At 44.4% G+C, this 22,856-nt stretch carries 17 protein-coding genes; 10 read left to right on the top strand and 7 right to left on the bottom strand.

What is annotated here, in order from left to right; all coding sequences use genetic code 11:
• Positions 1 to 1,083 precede the first annotated feature (1,083 nt).
• The 3 genes from P3T48_RS09315 to P3T48_RS09305 all read right to left on the bottom strand — a co-directional run bounded on the left by P3T48_RS09315 (position 1,084) and on the right by P3T48_RS09305 (position 3,518).
• Entirely contained in the window at positions 1,084 to 2,202 is a 1,119-nt protein-coding gene (locus tag P3T48_RS09315) for an MORN repeat-containing protein (RefSeq protein ID WP_276506515.1), read from the bottom strand.
• 7 nt (positions 2,203 to 2,209) lie between these two features.
• Positions 2,210 to 2,713 (bottom strand): hypothetical protein, encoded by a 504-nt coding sequence (locus tag P3T48_RS09310; protein WP_276506514.1) that lies wholly within the window; start codon positions 2,711 to 2,713, stop codon positions 2,210 to 2,212.
• A gap of 109 nt (positions 2,714 to 2,822) precedes the next feature.
• A complete protein-coding gene (locus P3T48_RS09305; RefSeq protein WP_276506513.1) occupies positions 2,823 to 3,518 on the bottom strand; it encodes a hypothetical protein in 696 nt (231 codons plus the stop codon).
• 1,383 nt (positions 3,519 to 4,901) lie between these two features.
• On the opposite strand from P3T48_RS09305, the gene P3T48_RS09300 reads away from it, so the two are divergent.
• A complete protein-coding gene (locus P3T48_RS09300; RefSeq protein WP_217758293.1) occupies positions 4,902 to 5,630 on the top strand; it encodes a glycosyltransferase in 729 nt (242 codons plus the stop codon).
• Positions 5,631 to 5,852: 222 nt separating this feature from the next.
• Here the strand turns inward: P3T48_RS09300 and P3T48_RS09295 are convergent, their stop codons facing one another.
• The 4 genes from P3T48_RS09295 to P3T48_RS09280 form a co-directional block, all read right to left on the bottom strand.
• Entirely contained in the window at positions 5,853 to 6,413 is a 561-nt protein-coding gene (locus tag P3T48_RS09295) for an NADH peroxidase (RefSeq protein ID WP_022251592.1), read from the bottom strand.
• Positions 6,414 to 6,447: 34 nt separating this feature from the next.
• Positions 6,448 to 6,906 carry a Fur family transcriptional regulator gene (locus tag P3T48_RS09290; RefSeq protein ID WP_276506512.1) on the bottom strand — a complete coding sequence of 153 codons (459 nt, stop codon included), beginning with the start codon at positions 6,904 to 6,906 and terminating at the stop codon, positions 6,448 to 6,450.
• 244 nt (positions 6,907 to 7,150) lie between these two features.
• Positions 7,151 to 7,750, bottom strand: coding sequence for an outer membrane lipoprotein periplasmic chaperone LolA1 (gene lolA1, locus P3T48_RS09285; RefSeq protein ID WP_158464279.1), 600 nt, complete (start codon positions 7,748 to 7,750; stop codon positions 7,151 to 7,153).
• A 114-nt stretch (positions 7,751 to 7,864) separates the two neighbouring features.
• The gene (locus P3T48_RS09280) at positions 7,865 to 10,408 is read right to left on the bottom strand and encodes an FtsK/SpoIIIE family DNA translocase (protein WP_276506511.1); all 2,544 of its coding nucleotides are present in this window, start codon (positions 10,406 to 10,408) and stop codon (positions 7,865 to 7,867) included.
• 109 nt (positions 10,409 to 10,517) lie between these two features.
• Between P3T48_RS09280 and P3T48_RS09275 the strand changes: the two genes are divergently transcribed.
• The 9 genes from P3T48_RS09275 to P3T48_RS09235 all read left to right on the top strand — a co-directional run bounded on the left by P3T48_RS09275 (position 10,518) and on the right by P3T48_RS09235 (position 22,828).
• A complete protein-coding gene (locus P3T48_RS09275; RefSeq protein WP_022251588.1) occupies positions 10,518 to 11,213 on the top strand; it encodes a 3'-5' exonuclease in 696 nt (231 codons plus the stop codon).
• Between the two features lie 200 nt (positions 11,214 to 11,413).
• On the top strand, positions 11,414 to 12,595 hold the full coding sequence (locus P3T48_RS09270; protein ID WP_276506510.1) for a class I SAM-dependent rRNA methyltransferase: 1,182 nt from the start codon (positions 11,414 to 11,416) through the stop codon (positions 12,593 to 12,595).
• A gap of 11 nt (positions 12,596 to 12,606) precedes the next feature.
• A complete protein-coding gene (locus P3T48_RS09265) occupies positions 12,607 to 13,527 on the top strand; it encodes an ABC transporter substrate-binding protein (RefSeq protein WP_276506509.1) in 921 nt (306 codons plus the stop codon).
• 63 nt (positions 13,528 to 13,590) lie between these two features.
• A complete protein-coding gene (locus P3T48_RS09260; protein ID WP_276506508.1) occupies positions 13,591 to 15,687 on the top strand; it encodes a tetratricopeptide repeat protein in 2,097 nt (698 codons plus the stop codon).
• Positions 15,688 to 15,788: 101 nt separating this feature from the next.
• Positions 15,789 to 17,327: a replicative DNA helicase gene (dnaB, locus tag P3T48_RS09255; protein WP_022251584.1), complete on the top strand. Its 1,539-nt coding sequence runs from the start codon at positions 15,789 to 15,791 to the stop codon at positions 17,325 to 17,327.
• A gap of 342 nt (positions 17,328 to 17,669) precedes the next feature.
• The gene (locus P3T48_RS09250; RefSeq protein WP_276506507.1) at positions 17,670 to 19,172 is read left to right on the top strand and encodes a 2-isopropylmalate synthase; all 1,503 of its coding nucleotides are present in this window, start codon (positions 17,670 to 17,672) and stop codon (positions 19,170 to 19,172) included.
• A gap of 37 nt (positions 19,173 to 19,209) precedes the next feature.
• The gene (leuC, locus tag P3T48_RS09245) at positions 19,210 to 20,604 is read left to right on the top strand and encodes a 3-isopropylmalate dehydratase large subunit (RefSeq protein WP_276506506.1); all 1,395 of its coding nucleotides are present in this window, start codon (positions 19,210 to 19,212) and stop codon (positions 20,602 to 20,604) included.
• Positions 20,605 to 20,637: 33 nt separating this feature from the next.
• Positions 20,638 to 21,240 carry a 3-isopropylmalate dehydratase small subunit gene (leuD, locus tag P3T48_RS09240; protein WP_276506505.1) on the top strand — a complete coding sequence of 201 codons (603 nt, stop codon included), beginning with the start codon at positions 20,638 to 20,640 and terminating at the stop codon, positions 21,238 to 21,240.
• Positions 21,230 to 22,828 (top strand): hydroxymethylglutaryl-CoA lyase-like TIM-barrel protein, encoded by a 1,599-nt coding sequence (locus P3T48_RS09235; protein ID WP_276506504.1) that lies wholly within the window; start codon positions 21,230 to 21,232, stop codon positions 22,826 to 22,828. Before leuD ends, P3T48_RS09235 begins: the two co-directional genes overlap by 11 nt.
• Positions 22,829 to 22,856: the final 28 nt, after the last annotated feature.

Genomic DNA, 22,856 nt, shown 5'->3' with positions numbered 1-22,856 from the left:
CTTTTATGATTTCCGCTTTTCCTTCGTTCGGAATAAGAAATACTGCCTAAAGAATTGCTCATATTACTTTCCTTTCTGTGTAATTTGCTCCTTAAAGAGCACAAATGTGCCCCTTGCAGGGCACAATTGTGCCATAAGTAGGCTTTTTGCCGGAATCAGTATTTTTGAAAAAAGAATCACGCAAAACCCCTTCACCCTTCATCTATTCCTTGGAATCCCCTGTGTTTATAGGGGTTTCAGAGGGAGAAGGGTACAATTTCACCCTTCATCACCCTTCATCACCCTTCATCTTTTTACCTTTTTCAGATTTTGGCTGACTGATGTAACTTCAGCATAAGTAGTCAACTATGAATATGACTAAAATGAAGTAAGTCAACGTAATTTATAACTAAGTAACAAACGAGTCAACTCGTATTAAAAATTACACAAAGAGTGGTTAACTATATCGTTAAACCACAGAAAATGTTCTCTGTAGCTTATATAATCTATGTTCCAAAGTTTAGAACTTATGTTCGATAGTTTAGGACTTATGTTCGATAGTTTAGAACTTGTGTTCCAAAGTTTAGAACTTATGTTCCAAAGTTTAGAACATAGATTTATCTACAATTGGCAAAACAAATTCATAATAGAAGTTTAACAAATAGGAAAGTTAGGGAAGTGAGTTCATAACGAACTGAAAACAATTTAAGTGACAGAAAATGACAGACCATGAAGGGTGATGAAGGGTGGATTTGAGCCATTCAACCCCTGAAACCCCTATAAACACAGGGGATTCCAAGGAATAGATGAAGGGTGAAGGGTTTTTTGCTAAATCTATTTCAAAAAATGCAATACGTTGATAACAGGAGTTTTAGTGCTTTACGGTTTTTGCATCAACGTTATCCCGACAGAGATAATTATACACTCATGTGCGTCGTTAGTTTTATTAGAAACTTGTTGTCATCTTTGACTTGTGGAGAATATTTCTGTTTCTGTGCTTCAAGGAGTGAGCGAGGTTATGTTTTTCCTCGCTCCACTATTAGAGTGTATTTTTTGTTCCCAGTGATTGCAAAAGTGTGTGGCAATTGTAGACATTAAATAGAATTACCAATCCTCTATAGAATTATATGGTATTTCCTTATTCCATTTTTGCATGGCACTTTTCCGAATTCGTTTCATCTCATTTTGTGCATGCTTCTTGTCGGATGCCTTAAAGCCATTCTGATATTGGCCATTCGCATTCTTCATTTGCATAAGGTCAGAAGCCCATTTGTTATACGTGTTGCGCAATGAATTGTAATTCACTTGGTCAGACATAGACATTTGAGTATTATTTTTTGTATTCTGGGCCTTTGCCGAATTGTTGTCGTTTGAAACAGGCACGTCGGATGTTGTGATGGAAGATATGTTTGCGGAAGAATTGCTGACACTTTTTCCGTTTGCAATAGAATAAATGTTGCTTACATTTTCAACCAACTGTGTAGAAAGTCCTGCCAATTCTTTTCCAGCTTTTGCCCAAGCTTCTCTAACCATTTGTTTTCGTTGGTTGTCTATTTGGTTATAATTCTCAGAAGATGTTATGGTATATGATTTACCATTTTCAAAGCTGAGGGTTTCCCAATTTCCATCACTCATGAGGTATAATCCGATACCGCATCTGTCTCCGTTTTTGAATTCGCTTTGGCATAAATCACCATTTGCCATCATGACGAGTCCCAAGCCATTAGGAATTCCTTGTTTCGTTTCACCAATAAATGTGCCTCCATCAGACAACTCGACAAAAGTAAAAAGTTTATCTATTTGCGCATCATTTGCTGGATAGTTTGCCGTAGGTTTGTCTGCCAAGAAGTTTCCCTTATAGATTACCTTACCTTCTTTGTTATAACAAGTACCTGTGCCACTTTTCTGTCCTTTGTTCCAACTGCCTACATAAGTCATTGCTCCAGGGCAATTTGCAAGTACTTTACCACTTGTGGAAATTTTCATGCCATATCCTGTGATTTCACCATTCATAAAATCACCAATGTATAGAGAGTTGTCCTTCATTTGAAGAATGCCCATACCGTTGCATTTTCCTTTCAGAAATTGTCCTTTGAATTTTCCATACTTACACTTGACAAAAGAATTGTCGAATGTATGGGCAAAATATTTGTTTGCATCAATATTCTGCCCAAAGAGTAAAGATGGAAATATACATAGAATGATAGATAGTATATTTTTCATACTCGTTTTAATTTACTTCATCATAGTCGTCCAATGCAACATACTTTTTGTCTTTTAGTATTTTCTCCGCTTCTTTGTCTGAAAGAAGTTCCATCTTCATATCGTTGCGAAGTCCTCTAAAACCTATTTTTACATAGTAGACCGCTCCATCCGTTAAATTTAGTTGTATTTCTGCTGCAAGTTTAGAAGTCTTGGCATTTACAGGGTTTGTGTAAGTGGCTTCCATTTCAAATATTGATTTTCCTGTTGCATGAAATACCGTTTTTCTTTTACATGGTGCTTGTGTACATAAAGGTAACACCATTGCTGATTTAGTTTGCCTTTTTTTAGTAATCGGACCTACCATATCAAAAAGAGGTTCACTATTTTTGAACATAAAAACATCTAAGTTGCATACCTTATCTATAAAGAAGTAAACAGTACTCTGTGCTGAAATCTTTTGTGGCATCAGCAAACTAATGACACTAACTAACATCACTAAGGATGCCTTGAAAGATGATGAATGTTTCATTGTAAAATCCCTTGTATGTGTCGGGCGCAACTATAAAGCACTTAAATTGTGCGATAGTTAATAAAAATGGGGATTATACCCCTTTATTTTATTAGTGGAGTCTACTAAATTAAAGACTGCCTTTTCCGTGGCATGTTCCACATCTTCCTGTGCCATAGCAAACAGGACAATCTACTTTCTTCTTATATGAATTTCCTGTATATTGCCCAACTTCTTCCCAATATTTACCAGCTCCTCCGCAAGTATTACAATTTCTTGAACCTCTACAACTTGGACAAGTTCGAGAAGAAGAACCATTGCTACCATTATTGTAAGGAGTATTATTGTAGTATCCATTAGAACTACTTGAAGGAGACATGTTATAATGATGTACAAACCATATTCTTGTATTACCATTTTCCAAAGCAACCAAATAATTAATTTCTGTGTTGTTATGCAAAAGTGATACTGCACGAACATTTTGCAGCTTATGCCCAACAGGAAGAAGGTAGCCTTGTGTTCCTTCTTTAGAGTCTTCCATAGGAATATAATACTCTCCGTCTACTTTTATAACTCCATTGGAGTAAAAATAAACGGTAAGAGTACCAGACAAAGAGGAATTTTGTCCTGTTGATGGGCACAAAGTGAAACTCCCATAGTAAACAATAGATTTTGTCGGTGTATGGTTTTTTGCGAAATCTATCATCTTTGACTGTGCCATCATTTTAGCATATGCACCATTCAAAAATCCTTGTGAAGGTTCTTTTGCAACTAATGACATGCTTGTAACAAAAGCCATTAGCATAACTAATAATATTTTTTTCATGAACAACAATAAAAAAGGCGTGCAACCGTTCGTAGCTTGCGCCTTTAGGTTACCGCCAAGTGACCTGCACAATACAAGCATAGAACAGTCCACGCCTATGAGCGTGAACTTTCATACTGCTTGTTCTCATTGTGCGAATATTGGCGGTATTCAAAGGCGAGAACAAGAGCTAAAAGCTCAATATCTTAAAAGTATAGAACGGAAACGCTAAGTTAAAGAATCTTGAGGTGAAACCTCGTTTAAAGTCTCATTGAGGGTTGATGTGCATCTGAACATCATGTCCCTGGCGTTTCAGTCTTGTGTAATGTCTGTTTCTTAATTAAAATTTAAAAGTTTGACAATATTGTTATTTGCAATTAAACAATAGACTTTTGTCTGTTCTTTATATATTGCCTTGCAAAAATAACAAAAATCTGTGATGTTAAAGAACTTTTTTGGAGAAATCTATGAAAAATAGGCGAAAAAATAGATGTTGAAAATGAAAAATGGTTGTAGCGCCCTTTTATAATGCTTTTTTATCATCTTTTTAATTTCAGATGTCCTTCAAAATAGTAGTCCTTCGTCGGTAAAGTAAGTACTGTCTATAGATGTGGTACATTGCTTGAGTTTCCTGTTCGTATCAACAGGAATGATGATGTGGTAAAAAATAGAGAGCCTTATGCAATTTAGATTTATACGAGCCTAAAAAGTATCCATGGGACTACGATAACGTGAAGTACTTTATTCGGTATCTTCTCTTTTGCGTGCGTTCTTTATATCAATTATAGCATCCGCTAATTAGGTTGTATAGTATCTGCTAATTAGGTTGTGGAGGTGAGAACCTTTTTGGCTCACCTATTTTTTCTTTCAAGTATATCTTATTTTATCCATACACGTTCCTCCGTTATAAAAAACATAGTTTTCTGGCTCAAATTTACTTTTTTTCATGTAATCACCAAACTTTGTGCAATGAAACGTTCTCCGTCTCATTTGTTTTTTGTATTTTTGCAAACGATAAAGAGTGAAGACTTTACGACTCCGCTCCATCATAACATCATGTCGAACAATTAAAATAAAAACAAAACAAGAAAAATCAACAGCATAGACATATAATTTATTGAGATACATAGCGTTTACTATATTCGGAATACTCTCGAAATTTGGCGATTAAAAGATGTATATACCGTAGATTAAGTGAACGCCTGCGCTATAGCGTAGGCGGATCTTATCGGTATATACGGGCCACGCCAAATGCCTGAGAGTATGATAAGTGAAGCTTACGCTTCTTTTTTATCATATTCTTAGGTATTTTTAGTCTTGTGGCTCGTTGTCCCGAATCAAGTTCTACGCTTATCGTTTTATAGCAACCTTTTATTTTTTTTCTATATGTTAGTCTCTATATGTATGGCTACCTATAATGGTGCCAAATATATTAAGGAGCAGATGGACTCCATCTTGAGTCAGAGGTTTAAGGAGAATGATAATGTAGAGTTGGAGATAATAGTCTCTGATGATGGTTCTACTGATGACACAATATCAATCCTTGAATCTTATCATGATTCCCGTATCAAGATTTTCCATCATAAAAATTATTCCAAGTATAAGTATTTTAAAGCTAATCGATTAGCATCCTCTAATTTTGAGAATGCCATTACCAAAGCTACTGGCGACTATCTGTTTCTGGCAGACCAAGATGATGTATGGCTTCCCTCAAAAATAGACAAGTCTTTGTCAGTGTTACGTAAATATGGTGGTTTAGTAGCTACTGCTTTTTATTTTGGGGATGAGAAATTGAAGATTGGGCAAAAACTGATATATGAACACCGTATCCCTTTCTTTGCTCCAAAAGGTATGGGTATTTATGGCTTCTGCATGGGATTTTCTAAGGATGAGCTAAAATACTATTTGCCAATTCCTTCCCATGTGGCAGGACACGATAAGTACTTTCAGTATAGTGCAATATGGCGCAAAAAGCTTCATCTCATTGATGAACCATGCGCCATCCATCGTTGGTCAGGTGTGCATAATGCCACGAGTTTTGGTAAAAACAATGTCAGACCACCTTTGTTGGTTCAAGTCTATTTCAGATTGGTGACTTATGCCTCTGTAATATTTCGTTCTTTGATGAGATAAAATGATTGCTTACATACAATTGTTGCCATCGACATCTTCGAATCCTGTTCTCAGCGAAGCATCAAGCCTGATTCTTTACATAACAATGTAGAAGAACAAAAGTAGGCTGGCACTTTGTTGCAGATAAAATTATTTGTAGCCAAGACAAAAAAAGAGAACCCTTTGCAAAGAAAGGATTCTCTTGTATGTTGTCGTGATGAGAATGGTCTCATCTCGGCTTTCTTACTTGAAGTATCTCTTGTAGAGACCTGCAAATCCTGCAGCGTGGCGAGCCTCGTCTTTTGCCATCTCGTGAACGGTGTCGTGGATAGCATCAGAACCCTGCTCCTTAGCCAGCTTGGCGATACGGAACTTGTCCTCGCATGCACCCTTCTCGGCAGCAATACGTGCCTCGAGGTTGCTCTTTGTGTCGCCCAAAACCTCGCCGAGCAACTCGGCAAAGCGTGAAGCATGATCGGCCTCCTCGTAAGCATAGCGCTTGTAAGCCTCTGCTATTTCAGGATAGCCCTCACGGTCAGCCTGACGTGCCATGGCCAAGTACATACCTACCTCGCCACATTCACCATTGAAGTGGTCTTTCAAGCCCTTGATAACATCTTCGTTAACGCTGTCCTTGTAGGCCTGGCCCAACACGTGAACAGTAGCAAATGTCATATCGTCGTCAACAGCATCCTCCATCTCCTTGAACTTGCTGGCAGGAGCCTTGCAGATAGGACACTTCTCTGGAGCCTCAGTACCTTCGTAGATATAACCACAAACAGTACAAATAAATTTTTTCTTCATAATGCTTTGTATTTTAATTGTTGTATAATTGTTGTTAATTAATTCTTGCTTCTTGATTTTGCAAAGCGGTCTGTTCCATTTTGTCAATACAGTCGGAGCAGATGCCCTTATAGTAGAGTTGCTGTTCCTGCACGAGGTTGCCATCGATACAAATCTCGTGTTGCAACTGTGGTGCGTCTTCATCCATCATGTCGATGACTCGTCCGCATTTCTTGCAGAAAAAGTGCACGTGACTTTTCGGATTTCCATCGTAGCACACGCGGTGTTCGTCGATGGTGATCATCTGTGCCGCTCCTTTTTCGCTCAGCATGCGTAGGGTGTTGTAAACTGTAGTCCTGCTCAAGGTAGGAATCTGCTTGTACAGTCCTTGGTAAACATCCTCTACCGTGGGGTGGATGGGATGATTAATGAGCCAGTCCATGATAGCCAACCTTTGTTTGGATGGGCGTATACCCGTTTCCTGTAGTCTATTGTATGCCTCTTGCTCTGTCATTCGCTTTGTTTTTATTTGTTTACGATGCAAAGATAGGCATTTTATTTGTAACTACAAAATAAATTTGGAGAAATTACAAATAATTTTTGTAATTTCTCCAAATTCCTTACATTTCACCTTTATTTACTGAGTTTTCTTGTATTTACATCCTATACAACTTTCTTAAATGGGGAAGCTATAGATGTGAAACACCTTATTATATATAGGTAGGAAAGTGCTTGCTTCGAAGTTCCTTTTAGGGTTATTATCTGAGGTCGATGACTTCAGCCGAAGGGAACTCCTTGGCGTTGAAGGCAAACGAACTGTTAGGTATGCTGCGTGCCTTGAAGTTGCTCACCTTGATGGTGCTCCATGTTTTGCCCTGTCTCATTTTGACTTGCGAGGGAACGTAGGTTTTCTGATTGATGGTGATGTAGAGTTCGGCAACTGACCGTTTCTGGTTTTGTGCTGTCAGATGAACCTGATAGTTGTTGCCGCTTTTCTTCATGTTCATTTTATATCCTGTCTTATATATATTAATAAAGGTATAGGGGTTCATTGCCATCTGTTGAGCCTGGGTTGGGGTAGAGATGTTTACCTCGTTGGTCTTCTTCAGATATGACCATTGAGTCTTTCCGTTGAACCATACGATAGCTTGTGGCGTACGGGCATTGAATTTGTTTCCTTTGATGGCAATAGTGCCGCTGCTTGAACCTATTTTCGCATTTGATATGGTGAAGTTGGCGCTTGCACCGCTCTTGTTGCCTATCACTTTGGCTGTTCTGTCGAGTACCTGTTGGGCGCTCTGGGCAAATGCACTTAGCCCTATCAGGGCCATGAGTGCGATAAGAATCGTTTTCTTCATGTTTTTAGTGTGTTAACTCTATTAATCCTGATTTTATAGGAAGGATATTTCCGATAGACCAAAGAAAGTGACATTCCTTCTTGTCTATTGGCAATATCCTCCATTTTTTTTGAATTACTGTCCACGGAGTGCAGCCAGCAGGTTGTTGAGTTGGTTCTCATCCTGTACGAGCACCTCTCTTGGCTTGCTGCCCTGTGCTGCTCCTACAATGCCGGCAGCCTCAAGCTGGTCCATGAGTCGTCCGGCACGGTTGTAACCGATAGAGAATCGACGTTGTATCATACTTGTACTTCCCTGTTGCGATAGGACAATGGCATGGGCAGCTTCCTCGAAGAATGCGTCGAGATTACGTGTATCCACGTTTCCTGCTCCTGTGGCATTGTCATCGTTGGCTGGTTCTGGCAGTTCCATAGGTTCGATAGGACCAGGCTGTTCGCAGATGTACTCGTTGATGCGCTCGATTTCGGGTGTGTCAACAAAAGCACATTGTACACGTACAGGCTCCTGTCCTCCCTGATAAAGCATGTCGCCTCGTCCTATCAGCTGGTTGGCACCAGTACGGTCGAGGATGGTCTTGGAGTCGATGGCGGCTGTAACCTTGAATGCGATACGGCCTGGGAAGTTGGCCTTGATATTACCCGTGATGATGCTTGTGGTAGGACGCTGAGTGGCTATCACCATGTGTATACCTACGGCACGTGCCAGCTGGGCGATACGTGCTATAGGCAGCTCGACCTCCTTGCCTGCGGTCATGATAAGGTCGCCAAACTCATCGATAATGACTACGATGTAAGGCATGTATTCATGTCCGTCGGTAAGACGCAGTTTGTGGTTGATATATTTTTGGTTGTACTCCTTGATGTTTCTGGCTCCTGCCTTCTTCAGCAAGTCGTATCGGCTGTCCATGAGCACACACAGGCTGTTGAGTGTGCGAACCACCTTGGTAACATCGGTAATGATAGGCTCTTCCTCATCGGGCAAGGCTGCCATAAACTTGTTGGTGATGCGTGAGTAAACGCTGAACTCTACCTTCTTAGGGTCGATAAGCACAAACTTCAGTTCGTTGGGGTGCTTCTTATATAATAAGGAGGTGATGATGGCATTCAGACCTACAGACTTACCCTGACCGGTAGCACCGGCAACGAGCAGGTGAGGAATCTTTGCCAGGTCGACCATGAACACCTCGTTGGTAATGGTCTTACCCAGAGCGATAGGCAGTTCCATCTTTGTTTCCTGGAACTTTCTGGAGTTGAGGATACTCTCCATGCTCACAATGTTTGGCTTGGCGTTAGGCACCTCGATACCTATGGTTCCCTTGCCAGGGATAGGAGCAATGATACGTATTCCCAAGGCTGCAAGACTCAAGGCGATGTCGTCCTCGAGATTCTTGATTTTAGAGATGCGCACACCTTCGGCAGGCTGTATCTCATAGAGTGTGATGGTAGGACCCACCGTAGCTCGTATGGTACGTATGGTAACACCAAAGTTGCCCAACACCTCGATGATGCGGTTTTTGTTGGCTATCTGTTCTGCCTCGTCGATATAGTTGCCATTGTCCTCATACTTCTTGAGCAGGCTCAGGGTGGGGTACTTGTACTTGGTGAAAGGCTCCTTGGGGTTGATGGGCGTATTGAGATGCTCCACATTGCTTACCACTGTTCCGTGTGCCTTTTCGTCGGCGGCAGCTATGGATATATCCATATCGATATTTCCTCCAGCTACCTTGTTGGCATCCTTTGCCTCCTGTTCAGCCTTCTGGGCACGAAGCTCACGCTGTTTCTCCAGCAGCGACTTTTCTTCTATAGGGTTTTCGGCCTGCGTGTTCTCGTTTTTCTTGAGGCCTTCTTCTGGGTTCACGTCGAGGTCGATCACCTGTGCAGGTTCTGGGTCTTTGAACTCCTCAAGCACGGTGCTTGGCAGGTCTTCATCTTCCTCCTCTACAGGTTCGGCCTGATTGTCCTCAGCCTCGTCGGTAACAGGTTCCTCTTCATCTTTTTTGTGATTGGTGATTTCGAAAGACACCCTCTTGGATATGAATCCAATAGGGTTGAGAGCCTTTCTGATGACCGTGATGGTCTCGGTAGTAAGATAGGTGAGGAATGCCACGGCAACGATGAGCAGGATGGCTGTGAGTCCCGGAGGTCCCATGATGTCCTCGAGCCGCTGTACGACGAATAGTCCATGTTTACCGCCAGGATTGAAGATGAGGTCACCCATAAGTGGTGTGAGGAGCTTGGAAAAAGTTACCGAGCTCCAGAACATAACCACCATCATGCATAGAAACCATTTCAGCAAATTGATTTTATAGGCATGCATGAGTTGAAAGCCCACCAGCACGCAGAACAAAGGCAGCAGGAAGGCAGGGAAACCAAAGTTGACCGACATGAGCCAATAGGAGATGATGGCACCCCAGGAGCCGCAATAGTTCTGAAACTGTCGTCCGGTATTGATCCATTCTCCCTGTTGCAAATCTTCCAATATACTTTGGTCGGCTGCCCCCGTATTGAGAAACGACACCATAGCAATGATGACGTAAACAGATGCGAAGAAGAGAATTAATCCTAAAAAGAAGTCAGTTATAGTGTTGTTGAACAAATATTCCAAGCCTAAGGCCTCGCTGAAAGATTTGGCCTTGCGTTGCGTTTTTTTCTTTGCCATTTTTTATACAATTATTTATTTATCTGCAAAATTAGAGAAAATAAATGAGAAACTCGTCATTTTCTCGTCATTTTTTCTTAATTTTGCAATCGAAAGTAAGAAAAGATTAATGAAGATTCTATTTAAAAAGTTCGATAAGCGCGAAATTACTGGTCTTCCGAAAGTGTTGTTTCAGGGTCGTATCATAACGATTATCACCCCTGGCGAGACAGAGAAGGCTGTGGATTATCTGCTGAGCCAGAAGATATTAGGCTTTGATACAGAAACTCGTCCTTCATTCAAGAAGGGTCAAAGATATGAGGTGTCGTTGCTGCAAGTGAGTACGCACGACACCTGTTTCCTCTTTCGTCTGAACCTGACGGGCATCACGCCTGCCATCATACGATTGTTGGAGGATAAGAAAGTAGTCAAGGTGGGATTGTCCTGGCACGACGACCTGTTGCAGTTGCATCGCAGGGCAGAATTCAAGGCTGGCAATTTTGTGGAGTTGCAGGATGTGGCTGAAAAGTTTGGTATTGAGGACAAAAGTTTGCAGAAACTCTATGCCAACCTCTTTCATATGAAGATAAGCAAGGCGCAGCGCCTGAGCAATTGGGAGCAGACGATATTGCGAGATGCCCAGAAACTCTATGCGGCTACTGATGCCTGGACCTGCATCAAGATATATGAAGAGTTGCAGCGACTCTCGCGTGACGGGGATTATGAACTCGTGGAACCAGTGAAACTGGTGGAAGCGGAGAGTGAAGTAGTGAAGAGTAAAGAGGCAAAGAATGAAGAAGTGCCCCAATCTTCACCTATTATTTAAAACGTGTAAAGTAATAAACTAAACTTTCGCAAATAGGGAAGTTAAAGGATTTAAAGAAGTTGGAGAAGTCTAAGCCATATGTTTTAGGCTGAGTATTCAACCCAAAAGGCTGTTGGCTGTAACTTCTAACGACCGAAGGGAGTGATAACTTGTTTAATATTATAACTTCTGAACTTGCTAAAGTTCAATAAAAATAAAATATGTATAAACAGATATTTCTGAAGAGAGGAAAAGAAGAGTCGCTCAAGCGATTTCATCCCTGGATATTCTCAGGTGCCATTCATCACATGGACGAGGGCATCGAGGAAGGCGAGACGGTAAGAGTCATCACAGCCGCGGGCGAGTTTATAGCCGTAGGTCATTACCAGATAGGCTCTATCGCCGTACGTGTGCTTTCCTTCGAGGATATAGAGATCAATACCGACTTCTGGTGCGAGCGTCTGCAGTCTGCACTCGATGTTCGTATCGGTGTAGGTATAGCCGACAGTCCTACCAACAATACATATCGACTGGTGCATGGCGAGGGCGACTATCTGCCTGGACTGGTGATAGACTGCTATGGTTCTACAGCCGTGATGCAGGCGCACAGTGTGGGCATGCATGTCTGCCGCAACGAGATTTGCCAGGCCTTGGTGCAGGTGATGGGCGATCGTATTGCCAATGTATATTATAAGAGCGAGACAACTCTGCCTTATAAAGCTGACCTGCATCAAGAGAATGGATTCCTCGTAGGTGGCGATGCCAGCAATGTGGCGATGGAGAACGGACTGAAGTTTCATATCGACTGGCTACGCGGACAGAAGACAGGTTTCTTTGTCGATCAGCGTGAGAACCGCTCACTCTTGGAGCAGTATGCCAAGGGCAAGAGCGTGCTCAATATGTTCTGCTACACGGGTGGCTTCTCTGTTTATGCCATGCGTGGCGATGCCAAGCAAGTACACTCGGTAGACAGCAGTGCCAAGGCCATAGAGTTGACCAACGATAATGTAGCGCTCAACTTTCCAGGTGATGCCCGACATGAGGCTTTCTGCGAAGATGCTTTCAAGTATCTTGACGAGCACGACCAGCAGTACGACCTCATCGTGCTCGATCCTCCAGCCTTTGCCAAGCACCGTGCAGCTCTGCGCAATGCCTTGAAGGGTTATACCCGTCTCAATGTGAAGGGCCTGCAGCGCATCAAGAAAGGAGGCATCCTCTTTACTTTCAGCTGTTCGCAGGTGGTCTCAAAGGACAATTTCCGCAATGCTGTTTTTACGGCTGCAGCCCAGGTGGGCAGAAAGGTGAGAATCCTGCATCAGTTGCATCAGCCTGCCGACCATCCCATCAATATTTATCATCCAGAGGGTGAGTATCTGAAGGGACTCGTACTTTATGTGGAGTAAAATATTTTATAATGAATAAGAAAATATTTTTATTATTATTCGTTTGTTGTGCGGCGTTGGGGATAAGCAGTTGTGGCGATTCTCATGAGAAGCGTGCGCGTTTGAGCAAGGCAGAGAAGGCTCGGCTCGACAGCATCGACCGCGCCTCGTTCAAGGTGGGAGTGATGCCTACGCTCGATTGTCTGCCTGTGCTTGTGGCAAAGGATTTTCATCTCTTTGATACGTTGGGTGTGGATGTTCATCTGCGTCATTTCAATGCACAGATGGACTGTGATACTGCGCTGACCAACAAGCGAGTAGAAGGTTCGGTGACTGATTTGGTTAGGGCTGCACGTCTTCAGTCCAAGGGTACAAAACTTACCTTTCCTATCGCGACCTCTGCCTATTGGCAGATTATCTCCAACAAGCGTTCGCGTATCTCCGAACTCAAGCAGTTGTCTGACAAGATGATTGCCATCACCCGCTATTCTGCAACCGACTATCTTGCCACTCTTGCCATCGACAGCGTACATCCCAAATATGATGTCTATCGTGTGCAGATCAATGACGTGAACATACGACTCAAGATGTTGCTCAACAACGAGATGGATGCCGTGCTCCTTTCTGAGCCTCAGGCCACACGTGCTCGGCTTGAAGGTCATGTGAAGTTGATGGACAGCCGTGATAAGAACGTACGTCTGGGTGTGTTCGCTTTCCGTACAGAGGCCTTGAAGGAACCACGTCGCAAGCAGCAGTTGGATCTCTTTATCAAGGCTTACAATATGGCTGTTGACAGTATCAACAAGAACGGAGTGCAGCATTACAAGAATTTGATTATCAAGAATTGCGGTGTTGATGCCCGCACGGTTGATGCCTTGCCAAAGCTTCGTTATCAGCATGCCGGAAGTCCGCGTAAGTACGATCGGAACATAGCGAACTCTATTAAAAACTAAATAGCAGTAAAAATGTCAAGCGATTTACATTTGGTTCTACATCAGCAGGACAAGATCCAGCTCATGGAACATTTTAATGAATATGTATATCAGTTGAAGTCTGTTATTGATACTCAATTCAGCATGACAGACCTTAGGGCTGAGGTGGAAGACCTGTTGGACGACTATAACCGCATGTTGCATTTTTTCGCATGTGCCAGCAAAGACCCCAATGCACTCTCAGTCTTTTCCTCTCTTGTAGAACGGCTTTTAAAACTGGAGCACCATGTAGAGCTTGAAAGGGCAATTTCATCCAATCAGGTGTTCAAGGCTGCTGCCATCCGCATCAATGGTGCCGACCTGACGTCGATTCTTCAGAGGTTGGAACAGTCGGATGCTTCCTTCGAGGATTTTCGCAAGGCTTTCGATGCTGTTCTTGTAAGCCATCAGTGGAACAGTACTATTTCTCAATATGTAACCACTCTGTTGGTAGAGGAAAAGATTTCTCAGGTAGCAGCTTTGATGATAGAGAGCGCCATGATGTTGGCCTGTCTTGTGAGTTTCGATCTGCAGAAGTCGGAAACGTTGCTTTCTGTCTATCAGCTTTCTGCTTGTGAGGCCATCCGCCAGCGTGCCTTGATAGGTTTGGCTCTCTCTATGCCCTGGTCTTCCATCTATGCAGCCGACATGAAGGAGAAACTCTTGGACGGACAGCAGGTCGAACGGGTGAAGAAGGATTTGCAGTCGTTGCAGAAGCAGATTTTCCTGTGCCAGCAAACCTCTTCGGTTTCTGCCGACATTGACAAGAATATCATGCCCGATCTCATCAAGTTGAGCCACAATGGCTACAAGATGATGAAGAGCAACGTACTGGAGGACACCTCTGTCGAGGAGATTGTAGATTCCGAGATGGAAGACCGTCTTATGGACAAGTTGGACAAGACCATGGAGAAAATGCAGGTTAGGAGGGATGCAGGACTTGATGTCAACTATTCCACCTTCAGCAAGATGAAGAATTATGCCTTCTTCCATCGCTTCTCCAACTGGTTTGTGCCTTTCACGATTGACCATCCCGATATGAGCCAGTTGAAGAAAGCTCTTGGCGACAAAGCTGATTTTATGATTTCTATCGCAGGCTCAACTATGAGCGAAGGTGACAAGTACAGTCTTCTTTTCTCTTTGCAAGACGTTCTTGAGCGTATGCCTCAGTATAAGGATATGATTTTTCCGGCATCTGTAAAAACTCCCAAGAGCGAAGATTTTGACTTCCTGCAAAATGATGCGGTGGCCTTACGTCGTAACTATCTGCAGGATCTTTACCGATTCTTCCAGTTGGCTCCTATGCGCAATGGCTTCCCCAATCCGTTTGTCAACGAAAGTAATTCTTGGATTGATCCTGCTTTCCTGAGCAGCGATGTCTTTACCGATTTTGATGATTTGGATGATGTGCATCTCAGCGTATGCCGATTCCTTGCCAAAAGCAAGAATTATGTAGAACTCAACCATTATTTGCGCAATTTCAGTTTAGATTCTGATGACGGAGTCGTCTTGAAGGCACTCTGTATGATGCATGTTAGGAAACGCTATGATATAGCAGTCTTTTTGCTGAAACCCATCTTTGATAAGAATCCGGGAAATGTGGCAGTAGGCAAGTTGTTGGTGAAATGCTATCTGCAGCAGGACAAGTACAAGGAGGCGCTTGATATCTTCGATGCCTTGAGCGATAAGTTGGGCGATAATCCTTCGCTCCTTCTTTCCAAGATTGACAGTCTGCGTTCCACATATCTTTACAGCGAGGCTCTGAAAGTGGCTTACGAGTTGGATTACAAATATCCCAACAACCGCATGTACATGCTACTGCTTGTTCGTGTATTGCTCGACAATAATGAAATAGAAAAGGCGGGAGAGGAACTCAACAAACTCGTCATGATGCTGCAAGAAGAGAAAGTGGATGATTATAACGAAGAACTCTTCTTGCTGGGTATCATAGAATGGTGCAGAGGACATCTTAAAGATGCGCAGGATAGCATGAGAGGCTATGCCCTGGTAAATAAGGATAACCGTAATAAAGTTTTCAGTCGCATTGCTGAGTTCAAGAGACTGCTTCTCGGACATAATGTGACGCAGGTGGAATATGCCATGATGCTGAATTTGATAGACAATCATTTTACAGCGAAATAAGTTTCTATAGAAATAATGGGCTTTGCAAGAAGTTAAATTCTTCAGCCCTCAGAAGAAATGAGAAAACAATAGAACAAAAAGAAGAATACAAGTAAACAAAAATGCCAACCAATAATAATAATGACAACAGCAGGCGCCGCAGTGGCGCCAAACCTCAGATAGACACCAAATATGCTCATCTTCAGCCGCAGGATATCGGGTTGGAGAGAGTGGTATTGGGCGCCCTGATGGTTGATTCGGATGCTTTCTCTATGGTTTCAGAGATGCTGAAGCCATCCACCTTCTATGAGCCTCGTCATCAGAAAATCTATGAGGCCATACAGAAGATGAATATGGAGGAGCGTCCTGTGGATATCATGACGCTCGTCAACGAACTTACCAAGATGGGTGAGATTGACCGTGTGGGTGGAGCCGCCTATCTCATGGATATCTCCTCGCAGGTGGCATCGGCAGCCCATATCGAGTATCATGCCCGCATCCTGGCTCAGAAAGCTCTTCAGCGCCAGCTTATCCATTATGCCTCTGATATTGAGACACAGGCCTTCGACGAGAGTGTCGATGTAGACGAGTTGATGCAGCATGCTGAGGCTGAACTCTTCACGCTGTCGCAGAACAACATGAAGCAGGACTATACCCAGATTGACCCTGTCATCAAGGACGCTGTCGATATTCTGCAGCGTGCCGCCAAGAACTCGGGTGGACTCACCGGTATTCCTACAGGTTATACAGGTCTCGACGATATGACCAGTGGCTGGCAGCCTTCCGACCTTGTTATCATTGCCGGACGTCCTGCGATGGGTAAGACCTCTTTTGCCTTGAGTATTGCCAAGAATGTGGCTGTCGATTATCATATTCCTATTGGCTTCTTCTCTTTGGAAATGAATAATGTCCAGTTGGTGAATCGCTTGATAAGCAACGTGTGTGAAATCTCTGGACATAAGATTCTGAATGGACAGCTCGACAATACAGAGTGGGAGCGACTCGACCGCAAGTTGCGCGACCTTACTGGTGCGCCCATCTATGTTGATGATACACCAGGACTTTCTGTTTTCGAACTGCGAACCAAGGCACGCCGACTGGTAAGAGAAAAGGGTGTGAAGCTCCTTATGATAGACTATCTTCAGCTGATGAACGCCAACGGAATGAAGTTTGGTAGCCGTCAGGAAGAGGTTTCCACAATTTCCCGTTCGCTCAAGGGGCTTGCCAAGGAGCTCAACATTCCGGTACTCGCCCTGTCGCAGTTGTCGCGTAATGTGGAAAACCGTGAGGGACTCGAGGGCAAGCGTCCTCAGCTGAGCGACCTTCGTGAGTCGGGAGCTATCGAGCAGGATGCCGATATGGTGCTCTTCGTTCATCGTCCTGAGTATTATCACATCTTTGTCGACGAGAAGGGAAACGACCTTCATGGCATGGCTCAGATTATCATAGCCAAGCATCGTAAGGGTGCTACAGGCGATGTGCTGCTCAACTTCCGTGGCGAGTTTACCCGCTTCCAGGATCCTGTTGACGCAGGTTATACACCTGTCGACGAGGGTGGCGAGATCATAGGTTCTCGTATGAATAGCGGGTCAGGTCCTGCCGATGATCCTCTCTCTGCCGCTTCCTCTTCTGATGGCTTCCCTGGTCCTCCTCCTTTTTGATGATTTTAGTAACATTCCAAACACGAAAAATAGCTAATAATAAAAAATTGTTACCTTTTTCGTGAAAAAACTTATAAATTGTTTGCTGGTATCGAATAAAAACATTACCTTTGCAGTCGTAACAATAAAAAGAGAGAAAAATGGCAATACATACATTGAACATACTAAGCATTATTATTCGAATTCGACTGCAGCATGTGGGCGGAAGTGATAAGGTGTGTGTATAGTTCAAGTATAGGAAATAATAAAGCCTTTCTGCTTCCGTCGTATGGAGTAAGAAAGGCTTTTTGCTTATTTGCACATTATTATATATTTAGAACAAAATAATAAAAGAACATAGATATGAGTGACAGATTATTTATTTTCGACACAACCCTTCGCGATGGCGAGCAGGTTCCAGGATGTCAGTTGAATACGGTTGAGAAGATTCAGGTGGCTAAAGCGCTGGAGCAGTTGGGCGTTGATGTCATTGAGGCGGGCTTCCCTATTTCAAGCCCGGGCGACTTCAATTCGGTGGTGGAGATTTCCAAGGCTGTTACATGGCCCACCATCTGTGCGCTGACACGTGCGGTGGAGAAGGATATTGACTGTGCGGCCGAGGCGCTTCAGTATGCCAAGCACAAAAGAATCCATACTGGCATTGGTACCAGTGACAGTCATATCAAATATAAGTTCAACTCCAACCGCGAAGAAATCATCGAGCGTGCTGTGGCTGCCGTGAAGTATGCCAAGAAATACGTAGAGGATGTGGAGTTCTATGCAGAGGATGCCGGACGTACGGATAATGAGTATCTGGCTCGTGTGGTTGAGGCTGTTATCAAGGCTGGTGCTACTGTAGTCAATATTCCTGATACTACAGGCTACTGTTTGCCTGATGAGTATGGTGCCAAGATCAAGTATCTGATGGATCATGTGGATGGTATTGAGAATGCACGAATTTCTACCCACTGTCACAACGACCTCGGTATGGCCACAGCCAACACTCTGCAGGGTGTACTGAATGGTGCCCGCCAGGTAGAGGTGACCATGAATGGTATTGGCGAGCGTGCCGGTAATACCTCGCTCGAAGAGATTGCTATGATTCTGAAGTGTCACAAACACCTCAACATTGACACCAACATCAATACGACCAAGATTGTTCCAATGTCCCGCATGGTGAGCAGTCTGATGAACATGCCTGTTCAGCCCAACAAGGCTATCGTGGGCCGCAATGCATTCGCTCACTCATCTGGTATCCATCAGGATGGCGTCTTGAAGAATGTGCAGACCTACGAGATTATCGATCCTAAGGATGTGGGTCTCGACGATAACGCTATCGTATTGACAGCCCGTTCGGGTCGTGCTGCTTTGAAGTTTCGTCTCCACGTCAACGGTGTGAATATCGACGACGAGGAGAAGCTCGACAAGATATACAAGAAGTTCCTCCAGTTGGCTGATAAGAAAAAGGAAGTTACGGACGAGGATGTACTGATGCTCGCTGGTGCTGATGCTGCCGACAAGCATGGTGTTCAGCTCGACTGGTTGCAGGTAACCACCGGCAAGGGTGTGAAGAGCGTAGCCAGCATCGGTTTGAATATTGCTGGTCAGAAGTTTGAGGCTGCCTCTTCGGGCAATGGTCCTGTGGATGCTGCCATCCGTGCTCTGAAGAAGGTGATTACTAAGGAGATGAACCTCAAGGAGTTCACCATCCAGGCTATCGACAAGGGTTCCGACGATGTAGGTAAGGTTCATATGCAGGTGGAATACGATGGTCATGTATATTATGGCTTCGGTGCAGATACCGATATCGTGACAGCTTCTGTTGAGGCTTACATCGACTGTATCAACAAGTTCAAGGTAAGATAAAGTATAATTCAGATAAATATATAACAAACAGGATATTATGAATACATTATTCGACAAGATTTGGGACAAGCACGTTGTCCAGATTGTGGAAGACGGCCCCACACAGCTTTACATCGACCGTCTCTACTGTCACGAAGTAACATCACCTCAGGCATTCGCCGGTATGCGGGCACGCGGACTCAAGATGTTCCGTCCAGACCAGATTTTCTGTATGCCTGACCACAATACTCCAACACACGATCAGGATAAGCCAATCGAGGATCCTATCTCTAAGAAGCAGGTAGATACTTTGGCAAAGAACACTGCTGATTTCGGCGTAACTCACTTTGCCATGAACACTAAGGACAATGGTATCATCCACGTGGTAGGACCAGAGAAGGGTCTTTCTCTTCCAGGTATGACCATCGTCTGCGGTGACTCTCACACTTCTACCCATGGTGCCATGGGCGCGGTAGCCTTCGGTATCGGCACTTCAGAGGTTGAGATGGTGATGGCTTCACAATGTATTCTTCAGAGCAAGCCAAAGTCAATGCGCATCAGCATCAACGGTAAGCTCAGCAAGGGTGTTACCGCCAAGGACGTTGCCCTCTACCTCATGAGTCAACTCACTACTTCGGGTGCCACTGGTTACTTCGTAGAGTACAGTGGTGATGTAGTGAAAGATATGTCTATGGAAGGTCGTCTCACTCTCTGCAATCTCTCTATCGAGATGGGTGCCCGTGGTGGTTTCGTAGCTCCTGATGAGACAACATTCGAGTACATCAAGGGTCGTGAATATGCACCTAAGGGTGAAGAGTGGGACAAGGCTGTGGCTTACTGGAAGACCTTGAAGAGTGGTGATGACGCAGTCTTCGACAAAGAGTTGACTTTCGATGCCAAGGATATCGAACCACGTATTACCTATGGTACCAATCCAGGTATGGGTATCGGCATTACCGAGAGCATCCCAACACTCGATGAGATACCAGAGGAAGAGCAGGCTGGTTTCAAGAAGAGCCTCAACTACATGGGCTTCCAGCCAGGCGAGAAACTCGAGGGTCATCCTATCGATTATGTATTCCTGGGTGCATGCACCAATGGTCGTATTGAAGACTTCCGTGCCTTTGCCTCATTGGTTAAAGGAAAGAAGAAGGCTGACGGCGTAACAGCTTGGCTTGTACCGGGTTCATGGTTGGTTGATAAACAAATTCGTGAAGAGGGAATCGACAAGATAGTAGAGGCTGCAGGCTTCGAGATTCGTCAGCCAGGTTGTTCTGCCTGCCTGGCAATGAACGATGATAAGATTCCTGCAGGCAAGTACTCTGTAAGTACATCCAACCGTAACTTCGAGGGTCGTCAGGGACCAGGTTCCCGCACCATCCTTGCCAGTCCATATGTAGCAGCGGCTGCCGCTATTACTGGTAAGATTACCGACCCAAGAGAGTTTATGTAATGTTAAGTGTTCAATGTTAAATGAAAAATTGAAATGAAACAGAAATTCAATGTTATCACATCCAGCTGCATTCCTCTCCCCTTGGAGAATGTAGATACCGACCAGATCATACCAGCCCGTTTCCTCAAGGCCATCGATAAAGAGGGCATGGGCGATAACCTCTTCCGCGATTGGCGCTATAATGCCGACGGAACTCCAAAACCCGACTTCGTGATGAACGATCCTTCCTACAGTGGCGTCATCCTCGTGGCTGGTAAGAACTTCGGTTCGGGTTCTTCACGTGAGCATGCTGCCTGGGCTATCGCAGGCGCTGGCTTCCGTGTGGTTATCAGCTCTTTCTTCGCTGATATTCACAAGAACAACGAGTTGAACAACCTCGTATTGCCTGTTGTGGTAAGCGAGGAATTCCTGAAAGAACTCTTCGAGAGCATCGACAAGGATCACAAGACAGAGGTGAAGGTAGATCTTCCTAACCAGACCGTTACTAATCTTGCTACAGGCAAGAGCGAGCACTTTGAAATCAATGGCTACAAGAAGCATTGTCTGGAGAATGGTTTGGACGACGTAGACTTCCTCGTTCAGAACCGTGACAAGGTTGAGGCTTGGGAAGCTAAAACAAGTAATTATGGACGTTAACGCAAAGAGAGATAATTCCCGCATCAAGGAGATTGAAATCATGGACTGCACGCTGCGCGACGGCGAGCAGACCAATGGTGTCAGTTTCCTTCCTCACGAGAAATTGATGATAGCAAGAATGCTGTTGCACGACATCAATGTTGATCGCATTGAGGTTGCTTCAGCGCGTGTGTCGGAAGGAGAAAAGGATGCTGTCGCTCGAATTTGCCGTTATGCCAAGACCATAGGTAAGCTGGATTCCGTTGAGGTATTGGGATTCGTGGATAACAACAAGAGCGTGGATTGGATTGCCGAATGCGGCGGTCACGTCATCAACCTCCTGGCGAAGGGTAGCTACAAGCACTGCACCCAGCAGCTCAAGATGTCGCCTGAAGAACATCTCGCTCACATCAAGCAGACTATCGACTATGCTTTGAGCAGGGATTTTACCGTAAATCTCTATTTGGAGGATTGGTCGAGCGGAATGCGCGACAGTCGTGACTATCTCTTCATGATGATGGACGAGCTGGTGAAGTTGCCTATCAAGCGCTTCCTGCTTCCTGATACGCTGGGCATTCTGAATCCGTTGCAGTGTGTGGAATACATGCGACAGATGGTTCGCCGTTATCCGAACTCTCACTTCGATTTCCATGCCCACAACGACTACGATTTGGCTGTGAGCAACTCTCTGGCAGCCGTATTGAGCGGAGCCAAGGGTCTTCACGTTACCGTGAATGGTTTGGGCGAACGCTGCGGAAATGCACCATTAGCGAGTGTTCAGGTGATTCTGAAGGACATGTTCGAGGCAAAGACCAATATCAAGGAAGACCGATTGAACGATATTTCCCGATTGGTTGAAGGTTACAGCGGCATTGCCGTGGCTCCGAATACACCGGTTGTTGGAGACAATGTCTTCACCCAGGTGGCTGGCGTACATGCAGATGGCGACAACAAGGACAAGCTTTATTGCAACGACCTGGTGCCTGAGCGTTTCGGCAGACATCGCGAGTATGCATTGGGCAAGAATTCTGGTAAGGCAAACATCATCCAGAACCTCAATGAGCTGGGATTGGAGTTGACTCCGGAACAGACCAAGGCGGTGACCAAGCGAATCACCGAACTCGGCGACCGCAAGGAGCTGGTAACTCAGGACGACCTGCCCTATATCGTGAGCGATGTACTGAAGCATGGTGCTCCGGAGGATAAAGTGAAACTGGTAAGTTACATGGTATCCACCTCATACGGTTTGAAGCCTATAGCAAGCCTTAAGGTGGAAATCGATGGTAAGGAGTATGAAGACCAGAGCTCTGGCGATGGTCAGTATGATGCCTTCGTGAAAGCGCTGCGCAACATTTACAAGGTGAAGCTCGGCAAGACTTTCCCCAAGCTCGACAACTATCAGGTAACCATTCCTCCAGGTGGTCGTACCGATGCTCTCGTTCAGACCGTCATCACCTGGCGTGAAGGCGACCGTATCTGGCGCACCCGAGGCTTGGATGCCGACCAGACAGAAGCTGCTATCAAGGCTACGCTGAAAATGATCAATATGTACGAGGCTGATAAGAGCGACGAACAGGCTGTCTCGCCTCGTAATCTTGATATGGAGTAATATCCCCGAAGATTAATAAATTATCTCC

It is taken from the genome of Segatella intestinalis (assembly GCF_029348455.1).
Classification (GTDB): domain Bacteria; phylum Bacteroidota; class Bacteroidia; order Bacteroidales; family Bacteroidaceae; genus Prevotella.
This window is presented reverse-complemented; position numbering and strand designations above follow the sequence as displayed.